The 21008-nt window shown below is 66.7% G+C and carries 19 protein-coding genes; 6 read left to right on the top strand and 13 right to left on the bottom strand.

Translation table 11 applies throughout. The features are described 5' to 3' along the window. The first annotated feature begins 116 nt into the window (after nucleotides 1-116). On the top strand, nucleotides 117-1274 hold the full coding sequence (locus tag BW981_RS20055; protein ID WP_175624181.1) for a glycosyltransferase family 4 protein: 1158 nt from the start codon (nucleotides 117-119) through the stop codon (nucleotides 1272-1274). Then, on the top strand, nucleotides 1271-2401 hold the full coding sequence (locus BW981_RS20050; RefSeq protein ID WP_076442434.1) for a glycosyltransferase: 1131 nt from the start codon (nucleotides 1271-1273) through the stop codon (nucleotides 2399-2401). Before BW981_RS20055 ends, BW981_RS20050 begins: the two co-directional genes overlap by 4 nt. Nucleotides 2402-2418: 17 nt before the next feature. On the opposite strand, the gene BW981_RS20045 is transcribed toward BW981_RS20050, so the two are convergent. The 3 genes from BW981_RS20045 to BW981_RS20035 all read right to left on the bottom strand — a co-directional run bounded on the left by BW981_RS20045 (nucleotide 2419) and on the right by BW981_RS20035 (nucleotide 5276). Further along, on the bottom strand, nucleotides 2419-3033 hold the full coding sequence (locus BW981_RS20045; protein WP_083712522.1) for an SGNH/GDSL hydrolase family protein: 615 nt from the start codon (nucleotides 3031-3033) through the stop codon (nucleotides 2419-2421). Between the two features lie 50 nt (nucleotides 3034-3083). Then, entirely contained in the window at nucleotides 3084-3689 is a 606-nt protein-coding gene (locus BW981_RS20040; RefSeq protein WP_139333864.1) for a hypothetical protein, read from the bottom strand. A gap of 150 nt (nucleotides 3690-3839) precedes the next feature. After that, entirely contained in the window at nucleotides 3840-5276 is a 1437-nt protein-coding gene (locus BW981_RS20035) for an undecaprenyl-phosphate glucose phosphotransferase (RefSeq protein WP_083712514.1), read from the bottom strand. 356 nt (nucleotides 5277-5632) lie between these two features. Here BW981_RS20035 and BW981_RS20030 point away from each other — a divergent pair, with 356 nt between their 5' ends. Both BW981_RS20030 and BW981_RS20025 read left to right on the top strand, forming a co-directional pair. Continuing rightward, nucleotides 5633-7048, top strand: coding sequence for a phosphomannomutase (locus tag BW981_RS20030; protein WP_076442426.1), 1416 nt, complete (start codon nucleotides 5633-5635; stop codon nucleotides 7046-7048). A 79-nt stretch (nucleotides 7049-7127) separates the two neighbouring features. Beyond that, nucleotides 7128-8156 carry an NAD-dependent epimerase gene (locus tag BW981_RS20025; RefSeq protein WP_244560398.1) on the top strand — a complete coding sequence of 343 codons (1029 nt, stop codon included), beginning with the start codon at nucleotides 7128-7130 and terminating at the stop codon, nucleotides 8154-8156. A gap of 12 nt (nucleotides 8157-8168) precedes the next feature. Here the strand turns inward: BW981_RS20025 and BW981_RS20020 are convergent, their stop codons facing one another. Next, nucleotides 8169-9554, bottom strand: coding sequence for a DUF2793 domain-containing protein (locus BW981_RS20020; protein WP_076442424.1), 1386 nt, complete (start codon nucleotides 9552-9554; stop codon nucleotides 8169-8171). 76 nt (nucleotides 9555-9630) lie between these two features. Beyond that, on the bottom strand, nucleotides 9631-10368 hold the full coding sequence (locus tag BW981_RS20015; RefSeq protein WP_076442422.1) for an aspartate/glutamate racemase family protein: 738 nt from the start codon (nucleotides 10366-10368) through the stop codon (nucleotides 9631-9633). 184 nt (nucleotides 10369-10552) lie between these two features. On the opposite strand from BW981_RS20015, the gene BW981_RS20010 reads away from it, so the two are divergent. Further along, nucleotides 10553-10927, top strand: a complete 375-nt coding sequence (locus BW981_RS20010; protein ID WP_076442421.1) for a VanZ family protein — start codon at nucleotides 10553-10555, stop codon at nucleotides 10925-10927. A 195-nt stretch (nucleotides 10928-11122) separates the two neighbouring features. Further along, on the top strand, nucleotides 11123-12580 hold the full coding sequence (locus tag BW981_RS20005; protein ID WP_076442418.1) for an undecaprenyl-phosphate glucose phosphotransferase: 1458 nt from the start codon (nucleotides 11123-11125) through the stop codon (nucleotides 12578-12580). Nucleotides 12581-12592: 12 nt separating this feature from the next. On the opposite strand, the gene BW981_RS23185 is transcribed toward BW981_RS20005, so the two are convergent. From BW981_RS23185 to BW981_RS19965, 8 genes are all read right to left on the bottom strand, one after another. Further along, the gene (locus BW981_RS23185; protein ID WP_076442416.1) at nucleotides 12593-13153 is read right to left on the bottom strand and encodes a WecB/TagA/CpsF family glycosyltransferase; all 561 of its coding nucleotides are present in this window, start codon (nucleotides 13151-13153) and stop codon (nucleotides 12593-12595) included. 230 nt (nucleotides 13154-13383) lie between these two features. Then, entirely contained in the window at nucleotides 13384-14937 is a 1554-nt protein-coding gene (locus tag BW981_RS19995; RefSeq protein WP_076442414.1) for a DHA2 family efflux MFS transporter permease subunit, read from the bottom strand. 13 nt (nucleotides 14938-14950) lie between these two features. After that, entirely contained in the window at nucleotides 14951-16141 is a 1191-nt protein-coding gene (locus BW981_RS19990; protein WP_076442412.1) for an HlyD family secretion protein, read from the bottom strand. Beyond that, nucleotides 16134-16613: a MarR family winged helix-turn-helix transcriptional regulator gene (locus BW981_RS19985; protein ID WP_076442410.1), complete on the bottom strand. Its 480-nt coding sequence runs from the start codon at nucleotides 16611-16613 to the stop codon at nucleotides 16134-16136. Before BW981_RS19985 ends, BW981_RS19990 begins: the two co-directional genes overlap by 8 nt. Nucleotides 16614-16777: 164 nt before the next feature. Then, nucleotides 16778-17629 (bottom strand): carbohydrate ABC transporter permease, encoded by an 852-nt coding sequence (locus BW981_RS19980; protein ID WP_083712510.1) that lies wholly within the window; start codon nucleotides 17627-17629, stop codon nucleotides 16778-16780. Further along, nucleotides 17626-18534 carry a carbohydrate ABC transporter permease gene (locus tag BW981_RS19975; protein WP_076442409.1) on the bottom strand — a complete coding sequence of 303 codons (909 nt, stop codon included), beginning with the start codon at nucleotides 18532-18534 and terminating at the stop codon, nucleotides 17626-17628. The genes BW981_RS19980 and BW981_RS19975 overlap by 4 nt, the downstream gene beginning before the upstream one ends. After that, nucleotides 18534-19817: an ABC transporter substrate-binding protein gene (locus BW981_RS19970; RefSeq protein ID WP_076442407.1), complete on the bottom strand. Its 1284-nt coding sequence runs from the start codon at nucleotides 19815-19817 to the stop codon at nucleotides 18534-18536. Before BW981_RS19970 ends, BW981_RS19975 begins: the two co-directional genes overlap by 1 nt. After that, entirely contained in the window at nucleotides 19808-20935 is a 1128-nt protein-coding gene (locus BW981_RS19965) for an ABC transporter ATP-binding protein (RefSeq protein ID WP_076442406.1), read from the bottom strand. The genes BW981_RS19970 and BW981_RS19965 overlap by 10 nt, the downstream gene beginning before the upstream one ends. Nucleotides 20936-21008 lie beyond the last annotated feature (73 nt).

The following is a 21008-nucleotide window of genomic DNA, read 5'->3' as shown; positions in this document are numbered from 1 at the left end:
ATCTATGTTGCACTGCAACCGCTTGTCTCGTCAAGGTAAGGACGCTATTGCGGAACAGTTACTCTCGACTGATGCCTCCACGCCACGGGAGGCATCGGCTTGATCTTGGGACGGCCGTGAAAATCTTCCAGATCCTTCCAAGACGGATGCGTTTCAGCCGCATCAGGGCATCTTCGGTCGAACTTTGCGTGTCCGAATGGGTCGGCGGGAGCCGGTTTCGCGATCAGACGACGGTGTTCGCCGAAGCCGGATCGGATCCCCTGGTCGATGTTGCAGTGCACAGATGGCAACCTGCTGAACGAGGTGTCAGCTGGCAGACGGCCCTGGAAATCCGCCGCGAAGCGGCGCGGCGGGGCTGCGATCTCATCATCGTTCAGCAACACATTGCGACGGCGGCCCGGATCGCCCGATTCAACTCCAATATTCCCGTCATCTTGAGCACCCACAATTACGTCGAACGCGCAGCCACGACATTCCCTCGAACGCTGCGTAATCTTCTTGTCCAGCAACGCCTGCGCCGCCTGGGCGGGATCACGCTGATCAGCGAGGCGACGCGGCAGGATTTTGCGGAGAACTGGCCGGGGGTGCAGATTCCCCGGGCGGTCGTCTCCAACGGGTTCGACTTTTCCGCCTGGCAGCCGAGGGCCCAGCGGGACCGCCTGATCCTCGTCGTCGGCCGTGCCACCGAGGAGAAGGGCCTGCTCGAAGCGGCCCAGGGTATCGCGACCTTCCTCGCTGACCACGCGGATTGGAAGGCTGCCCTCGTCCTCTCGGAAGCCGAGCGGAATCCCGCCTATTCGCAGGCCATCCGGGCGGCCCTCTCGCCTTGTGCGGAGAGGGCGGAGCTTTTGAGCGGTATCCCCTATGCGGAGGTCAGGAGCCTCTCCGAGCGCAGCGCCATCGCGATAGTCCCGTCGAAGTGGAACGAGCCGTTCGGCCGGACCGCTCTGGAGGCGCATGCGGGCGGGGCGGCGCTCATCTCCTCCGGCACGGGTGGCCTTCGCGAGATCAGCGGCGAAAGCGCCGTTTATCTTCGATCGGTCAACGGACCGGCGATCGACGAGGCCTTGCGCGTTCTCTCGGCGGACGAAGATCTGCGGCAGAGCCTCGCCCGCTCAGGAGCAGACCGCGTGCGCAACCTGTTCCGGATCTCCGGGCCGAGTGGCTCCACCGAAGCGGTTCCCAGCATCTGCGAGCGGCTCGACCGGTTTTGCGAGAGCGTCGTCGCGCGCAGCCATGGTTTTCCGCCTCGAGAAGAAGGCGGCTCGCCATGACATCGACGATGCGGCGACCCGCGCTCGCGATCTACCTGCCCGATCTCGGCGGAGGCGGCGCCGAGCGCCTCCACATCAACCTGGCACCGTCTTTTGTCGCCGCCGGCTACGACGTGACGTTTCTCCTCGACCGCCGCCGTGGCGAGTTGCTGAATCGCCTGCCGGAGGGCTGCTCGGTCGTCGCCCTCGACGCGCCGCGCCAGCTGAAGGCGGTCGTCGCGCTTGCCCGCTATCTGCGGACAACGCCGCCCGACATCCTCGTTGCGAACATGGAGCACATGAACCTCATGGCGCTCGCAGCCCGGGCCGCGGCTCGGGCGAAGACCCGCATCGTCGCGACCCAGCACAACACCGTGTCGGAGCAGGCCAAGCGACCGAGCTGGCAGTTTCGTATCCTGCGCCCGCTCTATCGCGCTTTCCTGCGTTTTTCGGATGCCATCGTCGCAGTGTCGGCGGGTGTGGCCGATGATCTGGCCCGCTTCGCACAGCTCGACCGCAGCCGCATCGAGGTGGTCTACAACGGCGTGATCGAGCCGAACCATGCCGAACGCGCGGCCCGCAAAGCGGTGCATCCCTGGTTCGCCGAGGGCGCACCGGTGGTCGTTGCGGCAGGCCGCCTGACGGGGCAGAAGGATTTTCAAACCCTCCTGAGGGCCATCGCACAGGTCGATCGTGCGCCGCCGGTCAAGCTGTTGTTGCTGGGCGAAGGCCCCCTGAGAGGCGAGCTGGAAACGCTCGCCAGTTCGCTTGGCCTCGCGGAACGCGTCGCGATGCCCGGCTTCGAGGCGGATATCCTGCCTTCCCTGCGCGCCGCCCGCATGCTGGTGCTGTCTTCGCGCTTCGAGGGCTTCGGCAACGTCGTTGCCGAAGCCCTCGGCTGCGGCACGCCGGTGGTCAGCACAGACTGTCCGCATGGTCCCGGCGAAATCCTCGACCATGGCCGTTACGGCCGGCTCGTTCCGGTGGGCGACAGCCAAGCCATGGCGCGTGCCATCGAGCAGGCACTTGGAGAAGAACCCGACCGGCAAGCCCTGATCGCCCGCAGCATGGATTTCACCGTCGAGACATGCGCGAACGCCTATCTTGCGATCTTCGACCGCCTGCGCGGCACCCACACCCAACCCTGATCGCAACGCCAGCGTCTTCAGCGACCACAGTCGCGTCCGGTGATCGCCCGGACGATAGCGGGGACCATCACCTCGGCTGCGGCGCCCGGCACGGGGTGGAGCCCGTCGGGGATGGCTGCCCGCAACTGCTGAGCCGGTAACGCCGCCCAGGCGGGTCGATGATCGATGAAGTGCCCTCCGGTCCGCAAGGCGAGCTTGCGGTGCAGGTTTTCGTAGCTGTCGAGGAACAGGCGATCCAATCCCCGCACACCGGAAACGGGGCTCATGGCCATGTTGAACACGCGCGGGGCCGGCTTCGCCGAAGCGAGCGCCTGGAAGATGAGGCTCATGTTCCGCCGGCTCGCGGACAACGAGATCATGCGATGCAAGGCAGCGTCATTGGCAGCCATTTCGACCAGCACGACATCTGGCCTGGCAGCCAGAACCCTGTCCAGCGCTCCGGCGGCCCAATCCGAGGTCGCTCCGGGCTGAGCAACGGTCACGACCGCGACCGAGCGATCGAGGCATTGCCGCAGCGCCGCCTGAAGCGCCTCGGGCCACCCTCCCCGCGCCGTCAGGCTCGTGCCGAACGCGACCACCGTCATGTCGGCGGCACCGGCGGAGGCGCCCGCCGAGCAGAGGCTCGCAGCCATGGCAATCGACAAGGCTCGGCCGGCGAGACGCTGCCGAGATGCAGGGGGCATCATCTCGTGATGGGCCTGGTCGCCTGGATGGGGGCGACCGGAGCGACATGTCCGTCGAGAGGCGTCCGGATACTGCGACCTAGCGCCGTATCGGGCCCAGCGTCTTGGGCGGGCCGGATCATCTGCTGGCGCAAGGTCTGCGCGCGGAGGGCCTCCTCCACCTCGTTCAGAACGTCGTCCCTGGACTTGTAGGACTTCTCGAATTCGCGAAGAAACGCGGGGTCGTTGTAGGATTTCGCCGTTCGCTCGATCATCCTTGCGGCGGCGGACTGCTGCTTCCGGTCACAGAGCTTGGCCGCAATGGCAAGCCCGCCGCCCGTTGCCTGCCGTTGCTCGACGTTGCCGGTTCGCACCAGGCGCATGATGATCGGGAGCGATGCCTTGCTGGAAGCCGCGATGACACTGACCCTGTAGCGCATGGCGTCGCCGCCGCGCGGAAATTCCCGCATCAGCGAATCCTGCTGGAACATGAAGTTCGTCACGAGCAACTGCGTTCGTTCGAACGATCCGATCGAGCAATCTGCCCGCGCGTGGTCGGCCGGGGCCATCGCCATGAGAGAACCGGCGAGAATCGCAGCACGACGAAGGACGCTCATGCGCGACAAGAACCCTCCACCCTCAGCTCGAGCCTGTCGGACCGTGCCGACGATGACCGCCACCTCTGCGTGGTGCAATGCCGGAGGCTCCGGCACGCCGCAACCCAGTATGCGCGAACGGATTGACCAGACCTCGACGGATATCGTCAGGCACGCGGATCAGTAGACCTGCTTGACATTGAACAGAGTGATGAACGTCCGCGCAATGATCCGAATGTCGAGCCAAACGCTCGCATTCTCGACATACCACAGATCGAGCCTGATCCGCTCGGCCATGCTCTCTGTCGTCGGCGTCTCGCCGCGGCTTCCGTTGACCTGCGCCCAGCCGGTCAAGCCCGGCTTCACATGCTGCCGATAGGGATAATCGCCGATCAGCTTCTCGTAATGGATGTCGTGGGCAAGCGCATGCGGACGCGGTCCAACGATGGACATCTCGCCGCGCAACACGTTCCAGAGCTGCGGCAGCTCGTCGATGCTCAGCTTGCGGATCCAGCGGCCGACCTTCGTGACCCTGTTGTCGTGGCGGGAGGCCTGGCGAATCTGTCCGCCGTCTTCCAGCACGCGCATGCTGCGGAATTTGAGGATCTGGAACGGCTGATTGTTGAACCCGTTCCGCATCTGCTTGAAGAGGATGGGGCCGCGGCTTTCGAGGCGGATCAATATCGCGACCATGATCATGAGCGGCGCGATGAGCAACAGCGTCGGACCAGCGATGGCAATATCGAGGGCCCGCTTGGCGCAGCGCTCTGCGAGCGTCATGGGCGCACGGTGCATTTCGACCGCGACGAGCCCGGGGCCGAAATGATGAATGGGCCGTCCGACGAGATCGACCAACCGCTTGTCCAGCATCAATTTGATCGGCAGGGGAAGAATCCTGAGGCCGGCAACGATGCGGTCGGCCAGCCCAAGCCGACCCGTTCCCAGCGCGACGACGATCTCCTCGATCTGGCTGCCCCGGATACCCGCGACGATATCGGCGATTGCCGCGGAGGTGGCAGCCTCATCGTCGATCCCGGGGGAAAGCCTCACCCGCGCGGCCACGGCCAGTCCGAAGGGCGCCAGCCGCTGTGTGAGCTGGCCCCTTTCGAGCCCATCATCATCCCCGATCACGACCACCCGCCGGCTGGCGAATTTCCCCTTCGCGAGCGCGCGCCTCATGAAGGCGTGCCAGAACACCCGAAGGCCGGCGACACAGACAAAACCGAGGAGAACGAATGAGATCGCGGCCCCGCGGGACACCGCTGCCCCAGCCTTCAGGGCGAACCCCATCACCGTAAGGAAACCTGCCACCACCAGCCAGACCACGATGGCATTCCACAACTGCCGCAGAGGCTGCAGCAATTCCAGGGGGCCGTACAAGCCACGCAGACGCGTGAGCATCACGAACAAAACGGCGAACAACGTTCCCAGTGCCGCAGACTCGTTGATGTTGAAGGAGCCGACCCTGAGAAAATCATAGGCGAAGCCGCAGATGATACTGGCGAAAACGATTACCAGAACGTCGGACGCCAGAACGATTGGGCCGGCAAGATCATAGCGGAACCAATGACCGCGCTGCTCGGTCATGTCGCCAGGCGCGATGAAGTCGATCGCCATGTGCAGATCCCAGCCTCTAATCCAGCGCAGCTTTTCGTAAGGTATTTTAAGAAATTTGCAACGATATTATGATATCTGCAAAGAATTGAGGCTGAATCGCGCTCCGCGCGCCGGCAGCTTGCACACTAGTTGAGCATCGCCGCGCAGGTTGGCCGGCATAATGATCCATCCGGGCATGCGACTGCTGACTGTAGCCAGCGAGCTTCTGTCGAGCGCAGGGGATTGATCGGGTTCGCCCTCCTCCCAGGAGGCGCTATACCACCGCGACAACAACGACATGTACCATGAGGTCACCATGTCGCGTGACACCCGTCCCGAAGCGGGATAGTGGCAGGCTTCCTCGCGAGCGCCCCGGCATGACCAGCTTGAAATTCGGAACCTCCGGCCTGCGCGGCCTCGTCATCGAACTTGTCGGCCTGCCCACCTACGCGCATGTCCGCGCCTTCTGCGCGATGCTGCGGGAAGACGGCGTGGCGGGAGAGGTTCTGATCGGCCGCGACCTGCGCTCCTCCAGCCCGCTGATCGCCGCGCAATGCGCGCAGGCTGTCGCCGATGCGGGCCTTGCCCCCATCGATTGCGGCGCGGTCCCCACGCCTGCCCTCGCCCTGGCGGCGATGAGCGCCGGCAGCCCCGCGATCATGGTCACCGGCAGCCATATCCCGGACGACCGCAACGGCCTCAAATTCTATCGCGCCGAGGGCGAGATCGATAAGAGCGACGAGCAGCGCATCCTCGCGCTGTCCGCTGCGCTCGGCTTGAGCGCGGCTCCCGATGTCTCGGTGAAGCCGCCATCGCGCGACGTGCTGGCCGGCTATGTCGCGCGCTATGCTAGGTTCTTCGGGCGCTCGCTCGAGGGGATGACTGTCGGCGTCTACGAGCATTCCTCGGTCGGCCGCGACGTCATCCGCGAGGTCCTGTCCGCGCTCGGAGCCACCCCCGTGAGCCTTGGCCGGAGCGACCGCTTCATCCCTGTCGATACCGAGGCCCTGCGGCCCGAGGACAGCGAGCTGGCCGCGTGCTGGGCCGCTGAGCAAAAGCTCGACGCGATCGTCTCGACCGATGGCGACGCCGACCGCCCGCTCGTCGCCGATGAGGCGGGCCTCTTCCTGCGCGGCGATCTGGTCGGCGCGCTGACGGCCCGCTTTCTCGGCGCCGACGCCATCGTCACTCCGGTGACGTCGAATTCCGCGTTGGACCGGCCCGGCCTGTTCGCGCGCGTGGTCCGCACGCGGGTCGGCTCGCCCTATGTCATCGCCGGCATGGCCGATGTGAAGAAGGACGGCGCGCGCATCGTCATCGGCTTCGAGGCCAATGGCGGCGTGCTGCTCGGCTCGGCTGTCACGCGTGGCGGAAAGACACTCGCTGCCCTGCCGACGCGAGACGCCTTGCTGCCGATCCTGTCGACGCTGTCCCTCGCGCGCGAAACCAGCCAGCCCCTGAGTGCGATTGCCGCCGGGGCCCGCTTCGCCATCGCGCTGTCGAACCGCCTGCAGGAGATCCCGCAGGAGCGCACCGCCGGCCTGATCGCGCGGCTCGACGCGGACGACGCGGCGTTCCGCCAGCAAGCCTTTGCAGCTCACGGCGGCGTCGCTGCGCGCGACCGGAGCGACGGGCTGCGGCTGACGCTCGGCAGCGGCTCGACCGTCCATTTCCGCGCCTCGGGCAATGCGCCGGAGCTGCGCGTCTATGTCGAGGCTCCGGACCGGGCCCAGGCGGAGCGCCTGATGCAGGAATACCTGGCTTTCGCCGCGGCTCAGACCCAAGCTGGCTGACGGGCGCGACCGCGATGTCAAAGCCGGCGAAATGCTCTAGCTTGATGGACCGTCCGATGTTTCGTGAAGCGATCCTGCCTTGAGCCGCGCCCTGCCCTATCATCGCGTCCTTCTGACCGGCGCAGCCGGCTTCGTCGGCTTCCACGTCACGCAGGCCCTGCTCGATGCCGGCGTCGAAGTACTCGGTATCGACAATCTCACGCCCTATTACGATCCCGCCCTCAAGCAGGCGCGGCTCGACCGGCTGCTGGCGCGCAACGGCTTCTCCTTCGAGCGGCAGGACATCGCGGACTATGACGGCTTGGAAGCCAGCTTCGCCGCCTTTCGCCCGCAGGTCGTGATCCATCTGGGGGCACAGGCCGGGGTCCGCTATTCGCTCGACAATCCCCGCGTTTATGCCAGTGCCAATCTCGACGGGTTTCTGTCCGTGCTGGAGGCCTGCCGGCGCCATCCCGTCCAGCATCTGGTCTATGCCTCGTCGAGCTCGGTCTATGGCGCCAATGCCAAGGTCCCGTTCAGCGAGCATGACGGGGCGGACCACCCGGTCTCGCTCTATGCCGCGACCAAGCGCGCCAACGAGCTGATGGCGCATTCCTATGCGCATCTCTACCGAATTCCGACGACGGGGCTGCGCTTCTTCACCGTCTATGGGCCATGGGGACGGCCGGACATGGCCTATTTCAAGTTCACCAAGGCGATCCTCGAAGGCCGCCCGATCGACGTCTATGCGGAAGCGCAGATGAGCCGCGACTTCACCTATGTCGACGACATCCGCGAGGCGATCGTGACGCTCGCCGGCCTCCCGGCGGAGCCTGATCCGGACTTCGATCCCGCGAGGCCCGATCCGTCCACGGCGGCCGCTCCGTTCCGGATCTACAATATCGGCAACCACACCCCCGTGCGGCTCGACCGCTTCATCGCCGTCGTCGAGCAGGCCTGCGGGCGCCAGGCGGTCAAACGCCATCTGCCCGCCCAGCCCGGCGACGTGCCGGCGACCTATGCCGACGTTTCCGGCCTCGCCGCTCGCACCGGCTTCAGCCCCGAGACCCCGATCGAGGTCGGCATTCCGCGCTTCGTCGACTGGTACCGCGACTTCTACCGGATCTGACGCTGCACGAACCTAGAGCTCGGCATCGAGCGCCATCGCCGCAAAGGCGGCGCGCACGCGCCCGAGCCCCTGGGCGGTGACGAATCCGTGCACGACCTCCGGCGACTGCGCGATCAGGCCCCGGTCGAGGCCCTGGATATTGATCTCCTGCGAGACGCTGCAGCTCACCATCGGCGTCGTCCGCATCGCCACCGGCAGCGCGAGGGTCTGGCGCAGCGTGGCTCCCGCCTCCTGATAGCCATCGACCATCAGAGTGCCGGCCGGGCGCCAATAGTAGCGGCGGCAGAGCAGTTCCTCCATCACGCGCGGCCGCGGTTGCCACCCCGTCGCGAGCGCGCCGAACTCGAGCTTGGGCCGCTGGAAGCTGAGACTGCCGCCCGCTGCGGACAGGCTGACCGCGAGCGGCCCGCTTTCAGCGACCGTCAAGGTCACACCCCGCCGGCCCGGGCCGGCCGGGATCGTCCCGCTCTGGCTGCCGATGGCGACCGCCACAGCGCCGCTCGGATCGTTCACCGACAGCGTCATTGGCAGCCCGGCGAAGGAGCCGAGGCCCCACAGGCCGGGTTCCACCACCTGCACGATCGAGCCGGCGGCCAGGGTCGCCGACAGCCCCGCCAGCGTGAGATCAGCCCCTCCGGCACCCGCCTTCCAGCGATCGAAGCCATAGGCGCCGGCCGCGAGCGCTCCGCCTGCAAAACCGCGCTGGTTGATCTGCATGTCGCCGTTGACGAGCAGGTTCTGGCCGGCCGCCCAGGCGGAGCCGGGCAGCCCGACGGCGCCGCTCGACCGATCGATCGCCAGCGCATCATGCCAGCCGCCACCATCGGCACTGACCTTGATGCGGAAATCGTCGTCTCCCGCCAGGCCGAGTTCCGCCCGGCCCGACCAGCCATCCTGGAACAGCAGGCTCGCGGTATGGCCGGCCTCGGCCTTGTTCAGCTTCAGCCGATGGTCGCCGCCGGCATGGTTGAACAGGCTCGCCTCGGAGGAAACCGCGAGGCGGTTCGTCGCGTCGGCGGTGGCGTTCACGCCCCAGCGCTCGGCCCCGAGGCTGCTGAGCGGGCTGGCCCTGCGCCATTCGCTGCCGGTCCAGAGATGATGCTCCGCCTCGTCGGAGACCCAGGCCTGCCAGCCCGTCCGCGGCGGCAGGAAGGTCCAGCCGCCATCCTCGTACAGCGCCACCTCGTCGGCGTGCCCGGCGAAGGCACCCGTCGCCCCGGCCGGCACGATATGGGCCGAAAGCTCCGTCGGTGCCGGAGGCGGGGCTGCCTGCGAGCGGCTGTCGACCACGAGATGGATCAGCGCGTCGAGGCGAGTCAGGGCGTCGTTGTGGGTGACGTGCTTCTGCGCCTGTCCGGCGGCGAGCAACGGCAGGGCAAGACGGGGGGTGACGATCATGGGACCTCGCAGGCGGGGCGGCTGGGCGAGGTCCATTATCCCCGCCGTTCCGGCAGCGGGGATAACCCAGGCCGCCTCAGCCGAAGCGGCGCGGGCGCAGGCCGCCGTGGAACCAGCTGATCAGCGAGTAGATGTCGTAGGTGGGCCGGCCCGTCGCGGCCTGAACCGCGGCCGCATAGGGCGGCATGTTCGTGCATTCGAGCACGATGGCGCCGACCTGCGGGTGACGCGCGACGAGGCCCTGCGCCGCTTCGACGACGTCCTGCCGGGCAAGATCGATGTCCATGTCTTCTTTCTCCGCCTTGATGAGGACCCTGAAGAACTCGCGTCCGTCCTCGGTCCCGGCGATGGGGGTATCGAGCGGCACGCCGGCGGCAGCCAGATGAGCCTCGGTGAGCGTCGCCGCACTGACGGTGACGACGCCGACGCGCTGGCCGGGCGGCAGCGTCGCCTGCACCCATGGCACCTGCATCAGCGCCGATGTCGCCACCGGGACATGGATGGCGGCTGCCAGCTCCTGCTGAAACAGCGAAAGGAAGCCGCAATTGGTCGTGATCGCTTCGGCGCCGAGCCTCACCAGATCCCGTGCGCCCGCGATGAAATCGGGCAGGAGCCCCGCGGCGCCGCGCATCACCACCTTGTCGGGGCTGGCCCCCGCGATGACGCGGTACAGCACGGGAAACGGCCAGGTCGTGCCATTGCCCATATCGCCGGGGATGCGCGGGAAGCGCGCCTCCAGCATCAGGATACCGAGCGGAACGCCATAGATCGCCTTGCCGCCGGTTGCGATATGAGGTCTACGCTCCTCGGCCATGCCGCGCTCCGTTCAGTTCCGTGACCCGGTGATTTTGCCCGAACACGCGAACGGAGCGTAAAGCGATTCGCGGACAATAATCGGTCCGTCATGGCTTCGCCTCTATCGGCGCTCCTTGGTGGCCGAAACTCCTCGCGGTCCGCGTCTTGCGTGCGCGGACCAATTTTTGCGCCGGAACATCGTTTTGCTTCATCCTGTTGACCACCTGCGTCGTGCCGCCATCATCCTTGGATGGGCAGCGGTGGCGCTGATCCTGTTCTCCACCCTCTCGCCCATCGACATCAGGCCGCATCTCGCCGAGTGGAGCCCCGACACGGAGCGATTCCTGGCTTATGCCCTGGCAGGCAGCCTGCTCTGCTTCGCCTATCCGCGTCAGCGCTGGTTCGTCCTCGCCGCCATCGTTGCAGTGGCCCTCGGTCTCGAATGGGCCCAGACTTGGGAGGCGACCCGCCACGGCCGGCCGCATGACGCGGTGGTGAAGCTGCTGGGCGCGACCGTCGGGGCAAGCATCGCCTTCCTGCTCGACCAGATGATCGCCCGGCTCCGCCGGGCATCCTGAGCTGTTCCGCAACGGGACAGGTCAAGCGCGACTTTGACACGCGAGGCGGCCGAGCCTCGGCCGGAGGGACGCCGGCGCGGCCGATCGCGCCGATCCGATGCGAGAGGGGCCGGCACGGTTATTGCTCATTCTGGCTGGCGCGTGACCCGGCGGCTCAGGGCCAGACGGCACGCGGCGACAGGCAGGACCGGGACCGTGGCCGATACGAGCATCGAAAACCTCGGGGATGTGCGCCCGACCCGCATCGAAGGACCCTTCCGGACCTCGCGCCATTGGCTCGGGCCCCTCATGGCGGCGTTCGACGGTGCGGTGGTCGTCGCCCTCGTCTATGCCGTCTGCGCGATCTATGCGCTGGCCGTCTACGACAGCTTCGGCCTGAACCGAGGTACGCCGGAACTCGCCGGCATGCTCGCGGCCGTCTTCGTCTTCGTCAACCTGATGCGCGGCCGCTACCAGCTCTCCAACTATCTTTCGGTCAAGGGGCAGGGCTCGGCCGCGATCGCGGCCTGGACCATTACCCTCCTGGCCCTGGTCGTCTTCCTGTTTCTCGCCAAGATTGCCGACCAATATTCGCGCGGTGCCATCGCCGCCGTCTATCTCGTCGGGATTCCGGTGATCGCGGGCTCGCGATCACTGCTGGTCAGGACCGTGGCTGCCATAAGCCGCTCCGGCCGGATCACCGCGGAGCGGATTTTCCTGATCGGACACGAGGCGCAGGTGATGTCCTTCGTCGAGCGCCACAAGCCCTGGCATCTCGGCGCGACCATCGTCGATGCCGCCTTTCTGAAAGCTCCCGTCCCCGGTCGGGATGCCCGCGCCAAGCTCGCCGCCGATCTGGCTGCCGCGGCCTCGATCTGCCGTGGGAAGCGCGCCGACGCGGTCTTCATCGCCGTCCCCTGGTCCGAGCAGGAGACGATCGAGGCCTGTATCGACGCCTTCATGACCCTGCCTGTCGCGATCCATCTCGCGCCCGAGAAGGTGATGGACCGGTTCGCGCAACCCCATATCGTCAGCACCGGCTCGCTCTCCAGCCTGCGCCTCACCCGCCCGCCGCTTACCACGACGGAAATCGCGGCCAAGCGCCTGTTCGATCTCGTCACGGCCTGCGGGGCCCTGTTGCTGCTGCTCCCGCTCTTCGTTGCGATCGCGGCGCTGATCCGGCTCGATTCGCCCGGCCCGGTGCTGTTCCGCCAGCGGCGCCACGGCTTCAACCAGCAGGCCTTCCGCATCTTCAAGTTCCGCAGCATGACCACGACCGAAGACGGCCAGGTCATCAGGCAGGCGACGCGCAACGACCCGCGTATCACCCGCGTCGGGAGGTTCCTGCGCCGCTACAATCTCGACGAGCTGCCGCAACTGCTGAACGTCATCACGGGAGACATGTCGCTGGTCGGCCCGCGTCCCCACGCGCTGGCCCATGACCGCGAATTCGAGCGCAAGATCGCGCTCTACGCCCGCCGCCACAACGTCAAGCCCGGCATCACCGGATGGGCGCAGGTCAACGGCCTGCGCGGCGAAACCGATACGGACGAGAAGATGGCCGCGCGCGTCGCCTGCGACCACTGGTACATCGATAACTGGTCGTTCTCGCTGGATATGGCGATCCTGTTCCGCACTGTCTTCAGCCCGAAGGCGTTCCGCAACGCGGGCTGACGCCGGCTGCGGTCAGCCTGGCCGGCCTGGACCCGCCTGGCCTGGTGCCGGGGCCTGCCCGCCGGCGCTGCGGCAAGCCTGGCGGAACACGATGCCGGCAAAGCGGACCGCGGACACGACACGCTTGGCCGCTTTCGCGAACGGTCGCGGCGCGGTGGCCAGCCATGCGGCACCATCCCGCTTTCCCGCGTAACGCGCGAAGCTGCTGGGCCGGTTGATCACCGTGAAGCGCAGCCCTGCCGCCGCCACCTCTGCAACCAGTGCGCGGTGGCGCGTCGGCGAAAGATCGACCACCAGCACATCGGGCTTGCAGGACGCGATATGGCCGAGGATGGCCGCTCCGGCGGGACCGGAAAAATCGGCATCGCAGATGCCGGCGATCCGCAAGCGGGGGTGATCGGAGGCCACACGCTCGCGCACCATCCGGATGCTCGTGGCGTCGCCGCCGAACAGGAAGACGGAACGCCCGGTTTGCTCGCATCGAGCCAGCGTCTCGCCGAGCGCCGACAGCGCCCCCGGTTCAACGGCATCGGCGACCGGATCAAAGGGGCTGCTGATGCTGTCCGTCGCCACGCCAGTCCCAATCCGGTTGCAGGCCGCTCGAACGTGGAACCTAGGGAACCTCTCGCCGCCTCGACCGAACGATATGAACGGCGAGTTCGTTAAAATTTTAACTATCGGGATGTCGGGACGCAAGCCATCGGCTGACACCGCTTCGGGGATGGAAGCGACCGTGACGTGAAAGGCAGAGCTGCTTCTGCTTCGGCAGGAAAAGAGCCGGCTGCCTTCGCGCCCGGCACAGCCTACTCCATCACCATGGCATGATCGTCGGCCGGTGCCGCCTGGCGGCGCGGCGGCTTCAGCAGGACCAGAAAGGGCAATGCGGCGAGGCACAGGATCATGAGCAGCTTGAAGTCGTCGATATAGGCGATGATCGTTGCCTGCCGCGTCACGACCTCGTCCAGCGCCGCCCGCCCCGCGAGCGTCGCCGGATTCCAGGCATTCTTGATCGCCGGAATCTCGAAGAGCCGGTTGAAGGGCGTGACGTAATTGGCGATCTCGGCATGGTTCACCTGCAGATTTCGGGTCAGCAGATAGCTCACCAGCGAGATGCCGACGCTGGATCCGATATTGCGCGAGAGATTGTAGAGCCCGGTGCCGTCCCCGCGCATCTCGGCCGGCAGCGTCGCGAAGGTGATCGTCGTCAGCGGCACGAAGAGCAGGCCAAGCCCGGCACCCTGAACGAAGCCGGTCATCATGATCCGGTTCTGGGAGACGTCCGGCGTCCAGCCCGCCATGTCGTACATCGCCCAGGCGCTGACGAGGAGCCCCCCTCCCAGCAGGAGCCGCGTATCGACCTTGCCGATCAGCCGCCCGACCAGGAACATGCAGGCCATGGTGCCCAATCCGCGCGGGCCCATGACGACGCCGGCCGTGACCACCGGATAGCCCAGCAGCGTCTGGAGGAAGGGCGTCAGCAGGGCGAGCGAGGCGAGGTAGCAGATCCCGACGATGAAGATGAAGATCAGTCCGACATTGAAGTTCCGGTCGAGGAACATGCGCGGTTTGATGAAGGAGTTCCGCGCGGTGAAGGTGTGGACCACGAGGATATAGCTCGCTGCGACACACACCGCTGCTTCGACGATGATCTCGAAGGAGTCGAACCAGTCCAGCTGCGCCCCGCGGTCGAGGAAGAGCTGCAGGGCCGCGATGGCGATGCTGAGCGAGCCGAAACCGATCCAGTCGAGCTTGGCTTGCGCGCTCTTGGCGGTTTCCGAGACGAAGATCGAGACGCCCGCGAAGGCGAGGACGCCGAGCGGCAGGTTGATATAAAAGACCCAGCGCCAGGAGATGTTCTCGGTCAGCCAGCCGCCCAGCACCGGGCCTAGCACGGGCCCGACCATGACCGAGACGCCGAACAGCGCCATGGCGGAGCCACGCTCCTCCGGCGTGTAGATGTCGAGCAGGATGCTCTGCGAAAGGGGCACGAGCGACGCGCCGAAGAAGCCTTGCAGCAGGCGGAAGCCGACGATCTGGGACAGTGACTGCGCCGCACCGCACAGGATCGAGGCGAAGACGAAACCGGCGATCGCCACCGTCAGCACGCGCTTGCGCCCGAAGCGCGCGGCCAGGAAGCCCGAAGGCGGCGTCATGATCGCGGCGGCGACGATATAGGAGGTCAGCACCCAGTTGATCTGGTCGGCGCTGGCCGAGACGCTGCCCTGGATATAGGGCAGCGCGACATTGGCGATCGTGGTGTCGAGCGCCTGCATGATCACCGCCAGGATGACGCAGGCGGTGATGGCGCCGCGGTTGGCGACGGGCGTCGCCGCTGCGGCCGGGGATGCACTGGCCATGACGGGCCTCGCTCTATCTGGCGCTCTTGCCGAAGGCCGTGCTGGTGAAGCCGGGCACGCCGCGGGCATGGCCCGTATCGACGTCGAGGGTCACGCTCATGCCGGCGCGCAGTTGCGGCTGGTCGGCGGGCGTCTCGATCTTCACCCGCATGGCGATGCGCTGCACGACCTTGACCCAGTTGCCGCTGGTATTCTGGGCGGGCAGCAGCGAGAAGCTCGCCGCCGAGGCCGGGCTGATGCTGTCGACCGTGCCCGTCCAGACGGCGCCGGGATAGCTGTCGACATAGACTTCGGCCGTCTGGCCAGGCAGCACCCAGGTCAGCTCGGTCTCCTTGGGATTGGCCTGGATCCAGACATGGTCGGTCGAAACCAGGCTGAAGGCCATGGTTGCGGCCGCGAGATACTGGCCCTTTTGCAGCGACGGCACGTTGGTGACGACGCCGTTCATCGGTGCACGCACGATCGTGTGGTCGAGCTGGCGCTGCGCTTCGGCGCGGGCGGCGACCGCGTCCTTGTAGCGCGGATGCTGCTCGATGGGCGCGTCGGGCTTGCCGTTGAGGCTGGCGGCGATTCCGGCGAGCTGGCTCTGCAGCTGGGCGAGCCTGGATTTGGCGCCATCGTAATCGTGCTTGGCCTGGTCGAAGGTCGCCTGCGAGGCATAGGACTTGCCGGCGAGATCCTGCTGGCGCTTGAAACTCGTCTCGTAGAAGGCGATGTCGCTTTGCGCCTGTGCGATCTGGCTCTGCATGGTCTGGTAGCTCGCCTTCAACGCCTCCAGATCGTTGCGCACCACGCCGATCTGGGCGTCCGCCCGCTCCAGCGCGAAGCGGAACTGCGCGTCGTCCAGCCTGAACAGCAGGTCACCGGCCTTGACCGGCTGGTTGTCGCTCACCTCGACCGCGCTGACGGTGCCGGCGACATCCGTCGAGATCCCGACGATATCGGCCTGCACATAGGCGTTGTCGGTCGACATCACCTGCCCGCCCCTGACGTACCAATAGCCGCCGACGACGAGCGCCACCGGCAGCAGCGCGAACAGGATGGAGCGGACGGGGCGGCGCTCGCCTTTCGGCGCAGCAGGCGCGACCGGCGCCGCCTGGGCCTGGTCCTGCGCCGAAGCCTTCGCCTCGGGCCGGCGCATCTCGGTCACGTTGGTGCCTGCGGAGGCTTGCCCGGCTTCCGCCTTTTCGGCTGTGTCATCCATCTTGTGCCTGCCTTTCGGCCACCGGCATCTGGCAGGCGGCCGTGAGATTGGTCTTCATGCTCAGGAGCGTCTGGAGAAGCCGCTCCCTCTCAGGGTCTGGAATGTCGAGAAAGGCTTCGGAGCGGGTCAGTTCGCCGATCTGGCGCATCTGGACCAGCTTCGGCCCCGCTTTCTCGGTCAGATACAGCTGCCAGATCCGGCGATCGGTCGGATGCGGACGCCGCTCCACCACGCCGCAGCTTTCCAGCTTGTCGACGATGCGCCCGACGGTGATCGGCTCGACATCGATCAACTCGGCCAGCGCCCCCTGCTGGATGCCGGGGTTGCGGTCGAGATAGGCCAGCACCTGCCATTGCGAACGCGTCAATCCGAGTTCGCGCGCGCGCTGTTCGAAGCGCTTGCGCAACAGCCGCGCGACGTCGTGCAGCAGAAAACCAACCGTCGGCGGCGGAATCTTAGGCTTGCTGGTCATAAGCATCTATATAATAGAGATGCTATTGCGCATCCAGCACATGCACGACATGACCATGCGCGCCCGATGCGCAGCGAACGCATGACGAAAGCCGGGTCTCTCTGGACCTATGAAGCGTGGAAAACGGGCTCAGCCGCCCCGGCAGCGCCGGAGCCGCGAGCGCTTCAGCGGATGCCGGCCCGCATGAAGGACTGCACGAACTGCCGCTGGAACAGCAGGAAGCTCAGCAGGAGCGGCGCCGCCGTCAGCAGGGTCGCGGCGCTGATGATCGCCCAGTCGATGCCCTGGTCGGTCGAGGCGAAGACCGCCAGGCCGACCGTCAGCGGCCGCGTATTCACCGTATTGGTGATGACCAGCGGCCACAGGAAGTTGTTCCAGTGATAGGCGACCGAGGTCAGGCCGTAGGCGAGATAGGTCGGCCGTGCCAGCGGCACATAGACCTTCCAGAGGATCGCCCAGGTGCCGCAGCCCTCGACGCGGGCAGCGTCCTCCAGTTCCTTCGGCACCTGCATGAAGGTCTGCCGCAGAAGGAAGATGCCGAAGCCGGAGGCGACGTAAGGCAGGCCGATGGCGAAGATCGTGTCGACCAGCCCGAGCGCCCGCATGGTGCGGTAGTTCTCGACGATCAGCATGTCCGGCATGATCATCAGCTGCACCAGCACCAGCGCGAACAGCAGCCCCATCCAGCGCGAGCGGCTGCGCGCGAAGACGAAGGCCGCGAGCGTGCAGAGCACGAACTGCGCGCCGGTGACGAAGGTGACGAGCAGCACCGTGTTGAGGAAATAGCGCGGGAACGGCGCCGCATGCCAGGCGGCGACGAAATTGTTCAGCGTCAGCGGCGCCGTCAGCTCGAAGCGCGCGGCATAGCCTGTCGGATGGAAGGCCGCCCAGACCGCATAGAGCAGCGGCGCCGCCCAGATGATCGCGAGCAGCCAGGCCGCCGCCGTCTCCAGCCAGTGGCCGAGATCGAGCCCGCCGCGGCGCACCGGCCCGGACGATGTCGGGATCGCGCTCATCGATAATGCGTCCGCCGGCCCATCAGCAGGAACTGCGCCGCCGCGAGCAGGCACAGGATCAGGAGCAGCACCACCGTCAGCGCGGAGGCGAGCGCCGTGTCCCAATAACGGAAGCCGACATCATAGATATAGGTCAGCAGCAAGGCCGTGGCATTGTCAGGCCCGCCATGGGTCATGACGATGATGTGGTCGACGAGCCTGAACCCGTTGATGACGGCATTGACCGCGATGAACAGCGTCGTGGGGCCCAGCAGCGGCAGCGTCACCCGGCGGAAGGTGTAGAAGCGCGAGGCGCCTTCCACCGCAGCGGCCTCGTGCAGCACCGGCGGAATCGCCTGCAGCGCGGCGAGGTAGAAGATCATGAAGAAGCCGGCTTCCTTCCAGATCGCGACCATCATCATCGCGCCCAGAGCCGTTTCCTGCGAGCCGATCCAGTTGGTCGGCCCCCAGCCGAAGAGCAGCCGCGTCATCCTGTCGATCAGCCCGTAATCGGGCGTGTAGAAGAACAGCCAGAGATTGGCGACCGCGATCATCGGCAGCACGGTCGGCACGAAATAGGCCATCCGCATCGCCGCCTTGCCGCGGATGCGCCCGTTGACCCACAGCGCCATCGCGAGCGCGATCCCGATCGAGAGCGGCACGGTGCCGAGCGCATAGATCAGGTTGTTCTTGAGGACGAGCCAGAAGACCGGATCATCCGCCAGCACGGCATAGTTCTCGGCGCCGATGAAGCGCGCGGGGCGCGCCCCCTTCGGCGTCGAGAAGAAGGAATGCCAGATGGTCGCCAGCGCCGGATAATGCGTGAAGGCGACCAAGAGGATCATGGCCGGGGCGAGCATCAGCCAGGCGTGGAGCGTCGTCCGCTCCCGCCCGAAACTTCCGCCGATGCCCGCAGCACGCGCCATCAGCGATAGCTGCGCAGGATACGCTCGGCCTCGGCCTGCGCGGCGGCCAGCGCCGGCTGCGTCTCCTTCTGGCCGGTCAGCACCGCCTGCAGCGCGTTGTTGAGCGCCTGCGTCACGCGCTGGTTCTCATGCGTCGAGAGCTCCGCGACGGCCGAGGGCAGCTGGTCACGCGCCACGGCGGCGGGCGGGAAGCCGGCGACATAGTCCTTCATCTTCTTGGTTTCCCAGGCGGCCGGGCTCACCGCGACATAGCCGGTGTCGATGCCCCACTGCGCCGCGCGCTCCGGCGCCGTCAGGAACTTGGCGAACTTCACCGCCGCCTCACGCTTGGTCGCCGAGGCAGCCTTGAAGACGTAGAGATTGCCGCCGCCGGTCGGGCTGCCCGGCTTCTTCCCGGCCGGGAGCATCGCCACGCCGAAGGGGAATTTGGCGTTGGCGCGGACATTGGTCAGGTTGCCGGTGGTGGTCCACATCATCGCGACCTTCTTCTCGAAGAAGTCGCGCGGCGTGGTGCCCCACTCGACGATGCCGGGCGGGTGGACCTTGTACTTGGTCACGAGGTCGCGCCAGTAGTTCAGCGCCTCGGCCACCTTCGGGTCGTCATAGAAGGTACGGTTGCCCTCGGCATTCATCAGGCGGACATCGGCCTGCGTCGTCAGCGCCTGGAACAGCCAGTAGGGGAACCCCGAGGACGGGATCTGGATGCCCCATTGGGTGACGTTGTCGCCCTGGCGCACCGTGAGCTTCTGCGCGTACTCGATCTGCTGCGCCCAGTTCTTCGGCGGCGTCTCGGGGTCGAGCCCGGCGGCCTTGAAGGCGTCCTTGTTGTAGTACATCACGATGGTCGAGCGCTGGAACGGGATGCCCCAGGTCTTGCCGCCGGTGCGGCTGTTTTCCATGAAGCCGGGATAGAAGCTGTCCGTCCAGGCCTTGTCGACGCCGGGCAGCTCGTCCCAGGAGACGACGACGCCCTCGTCGATCAGCGTGAACATGTCGGTCGAGAGCAGCACGGCGACATCCGGCGCATCACCGCCCTTGGCCGCCGTCAGAGCCTTGGTGATCGAATCCTGATAGGAGCCGGTATAGACCGGCTTGATCTTGATGCCGGGGTTTTCCTTCTCGAAATCGGCGCAATAGCCGTCGATCACCTTGGTGATCGGACCGCCCACCGCGACCGGATAGTTGAAGGTCAGCTCGACCGGCGCTTGCGCCCGGACGGCGGGAGCGGCGATCAACGTCGAGGCGGCGAGGCCGCCCAGCGCCATACGGCGGGTCATCTGCATGTCGCATTATCCTTGCTGGAGAAAGGTGAAGCCAAATTCGAAGGAAAATCCTCGATCCGCCGCCCGGTCGCGTCGTCGAAGAGATGGAGCGTCTGCGGCAATCGCAGGCGGACAGGTGTTCCCACCGGCAACGCGCACAAGCCCGGCACGCGCACCTGCAGCACCTGCGTGCCGGTTCCGATCACGCAGCTCAGCACGGTCTCGCCCCCGAGGAACTCGGCGCCCGCAATGCCGGCCGGGAGCCCCTCGGCGTCGCTCAGCACGATCTCTTCCGGCCTGACGCCGAGCCACTGCCCGGCCGCCTGCGCGGGAGCGAGGACATGTCCGGGTGCGCCCTCGAGCACGGCCCCGCCTTCGCCGGCCGTGAGTCGGACCAGCGACATCGGCGGGGTGCCGATGAAGGTGGCCGCGAAGCGGGTGGCGGGCCGGGCGTAAAGCTCGGCCGGGCTCGCATCCTGCTCGACATGGCCGTCGCGCATCAGCACGACCTGATCGGCCATGCTCATCGCCTCCGCCTGGTCATGCGTGACATAGACCATCGTCAGCTTGAGGCGCTGCTGCAGCGCGCGGATCTCGCGGCGCATCTCGTTGCGCAGCTTCGCGTCGAGGTTGGAGAGCGGCTCGTCCATCAGGCAGATCGGCGCCTGCGCCACGATGGCCCGCGCCAGCGCCACGCGCTGCTGCTGCCCGCCCGAGAGCTGCGAGGGCCGGCGCTCCAGCAGATGCCCGAGGCCGACCAGCGCCGCAGCGTCCTTCAGCCGTGCCGCGCGGTCCGCAGCCGGGACGCCGCGCGCCTTGAGTCCGAAGACGATGTTCTCCGCGACCGACAGATGCGGGAACAGCGCATAGGACTGGAACACCATCGAGATGCCCCGCTGCGCCGGCGGCAGCCGGGAGACGTCCCGGCCGGACAATTCGATGGTTCCCGAGGTGGCCTGCTCGAGGCCAGCCAGGACCCGCAACAGCGTGGACTTGCCACAGCCGGAGGGCCCCAGCAGCACCACGAAGCTGCCCGGCTTCGCCTTCAGGCTGACGCCGGCCAGCGCGGCAGTGTCGCCGAACTGCTTGCGGACATCCGCAAGGCGGATCGCATCATCGGGATGGGAAGCGAAACTCATCGCGCGGCAGCTAAGGTCGGCCGATGACAGTTTGATGAAGGCCCCTCGCGCGTAGCGCCGGCCGGCAGTCGCA

The organism is Allobosea sp. TND4EK4 (assembly GCF_900156025.1).
In the GTDB taxonomy this organism is placed as follows: domain Bacteria; phylum Pseudomonadota; class Alphaproteobacteria; order Rhizobiales; family Beijerinckiaceae; genus Allobosea.
Note: the sequence above shows the minus strand (reverse complement) of the source record. Positions and strands in the feature narration are given on the sequence as shown.

Coding starts and splice junctions, on each gene's coding strand:
- BW981_RS20050 (WP_076442434.1), top strand. CDS start 1,271: ATGACATCGACGATGCGGCGACCCGCGCTCGCGATCTACCTGCCCGAT.
- BW981_RS20045 (WP_083712522.1), bottom strand. CDS start 3,033: ATGGCTGCGAGCCTCTGCTCGGCGGGCGCCTCCGCCGGTGCCGCCGAC.
- BW981_RS20035 (WP_083712514.1), bottom strand. CDS start 5,276: ATGGCGATCGACTTCATCGCGCCTGGCGACATGACCGAGCAGCGCGGT.
- BW981_RS20030 (WP_076442426.1), top strand. CDS start 5,633: ATGACCAGCTTGAAATTCGGAACCTCCGGCCTGCGCGGCCTCGTCATC.
- BW981_RS20020 (WP_076442424.1), bottom strand. CDS start 9,554: ATGATCGTCACCCCCCGTCTTGCCCTGCCGTTGCTCGCCGCCGGACAG.
- BW981_RS20015 (WP_076442422.1), bottom strand. CDS start 10,368: ATGGCCGAGGAGCGTAGACCTCATATCGCAACCGGCGGCAAGGCGATC.
- BW981_RS19995 (WP_076442414.1), bottom strand. CDS start 14,937: ATGGCCAGTGCATCCCCGGCCGCAGCGGCGACGCCCGTCGCCAACCGC.
- BW981_RS19990 (WP_076442412.1), bottom strand. CDS start 16,141: ATGGATGACACAGCCGAAAAGGCGGAAGCCGGGCAAGCCTCCGCAGGC.
- BW981_RS19985 (WP_076442410.1), bottom strand. CDS start 16,613: ATGACCAGCAAGCCTAAGATTCCGCCGCCGACGGTTGGTTTTCTGCTG.
- BW981_RS19980 (WP_083712510.1), bottom strand. CDS start 17,629: ATGAGCGCGATCCCGACATCGTCCGGGCCGGTGCGCCGCGGCGGGCTC.
- BW981_RS19975 (WP_076442409.1), bottom strand. CDS start 18,534: ATGGCGCGTGCTGCGGGCATCGGCGGAAGTTTCGGGCGGGAGCGGACG.
- BW981_RS19970 (WP_076442407.1), bottom strand. CDS start 19,817: ATGCAGATGACCCGCCGTATGGCGCTGGGCGGCCTCGCCGCCTCGACG.
- BW981_RS19965 (WP_076442406.1), bottom strand. CDS start 20,935: ATGAGTTTCGCTTCCCATCCCGATGATGCGATCCGCCTTGCGGATGTC.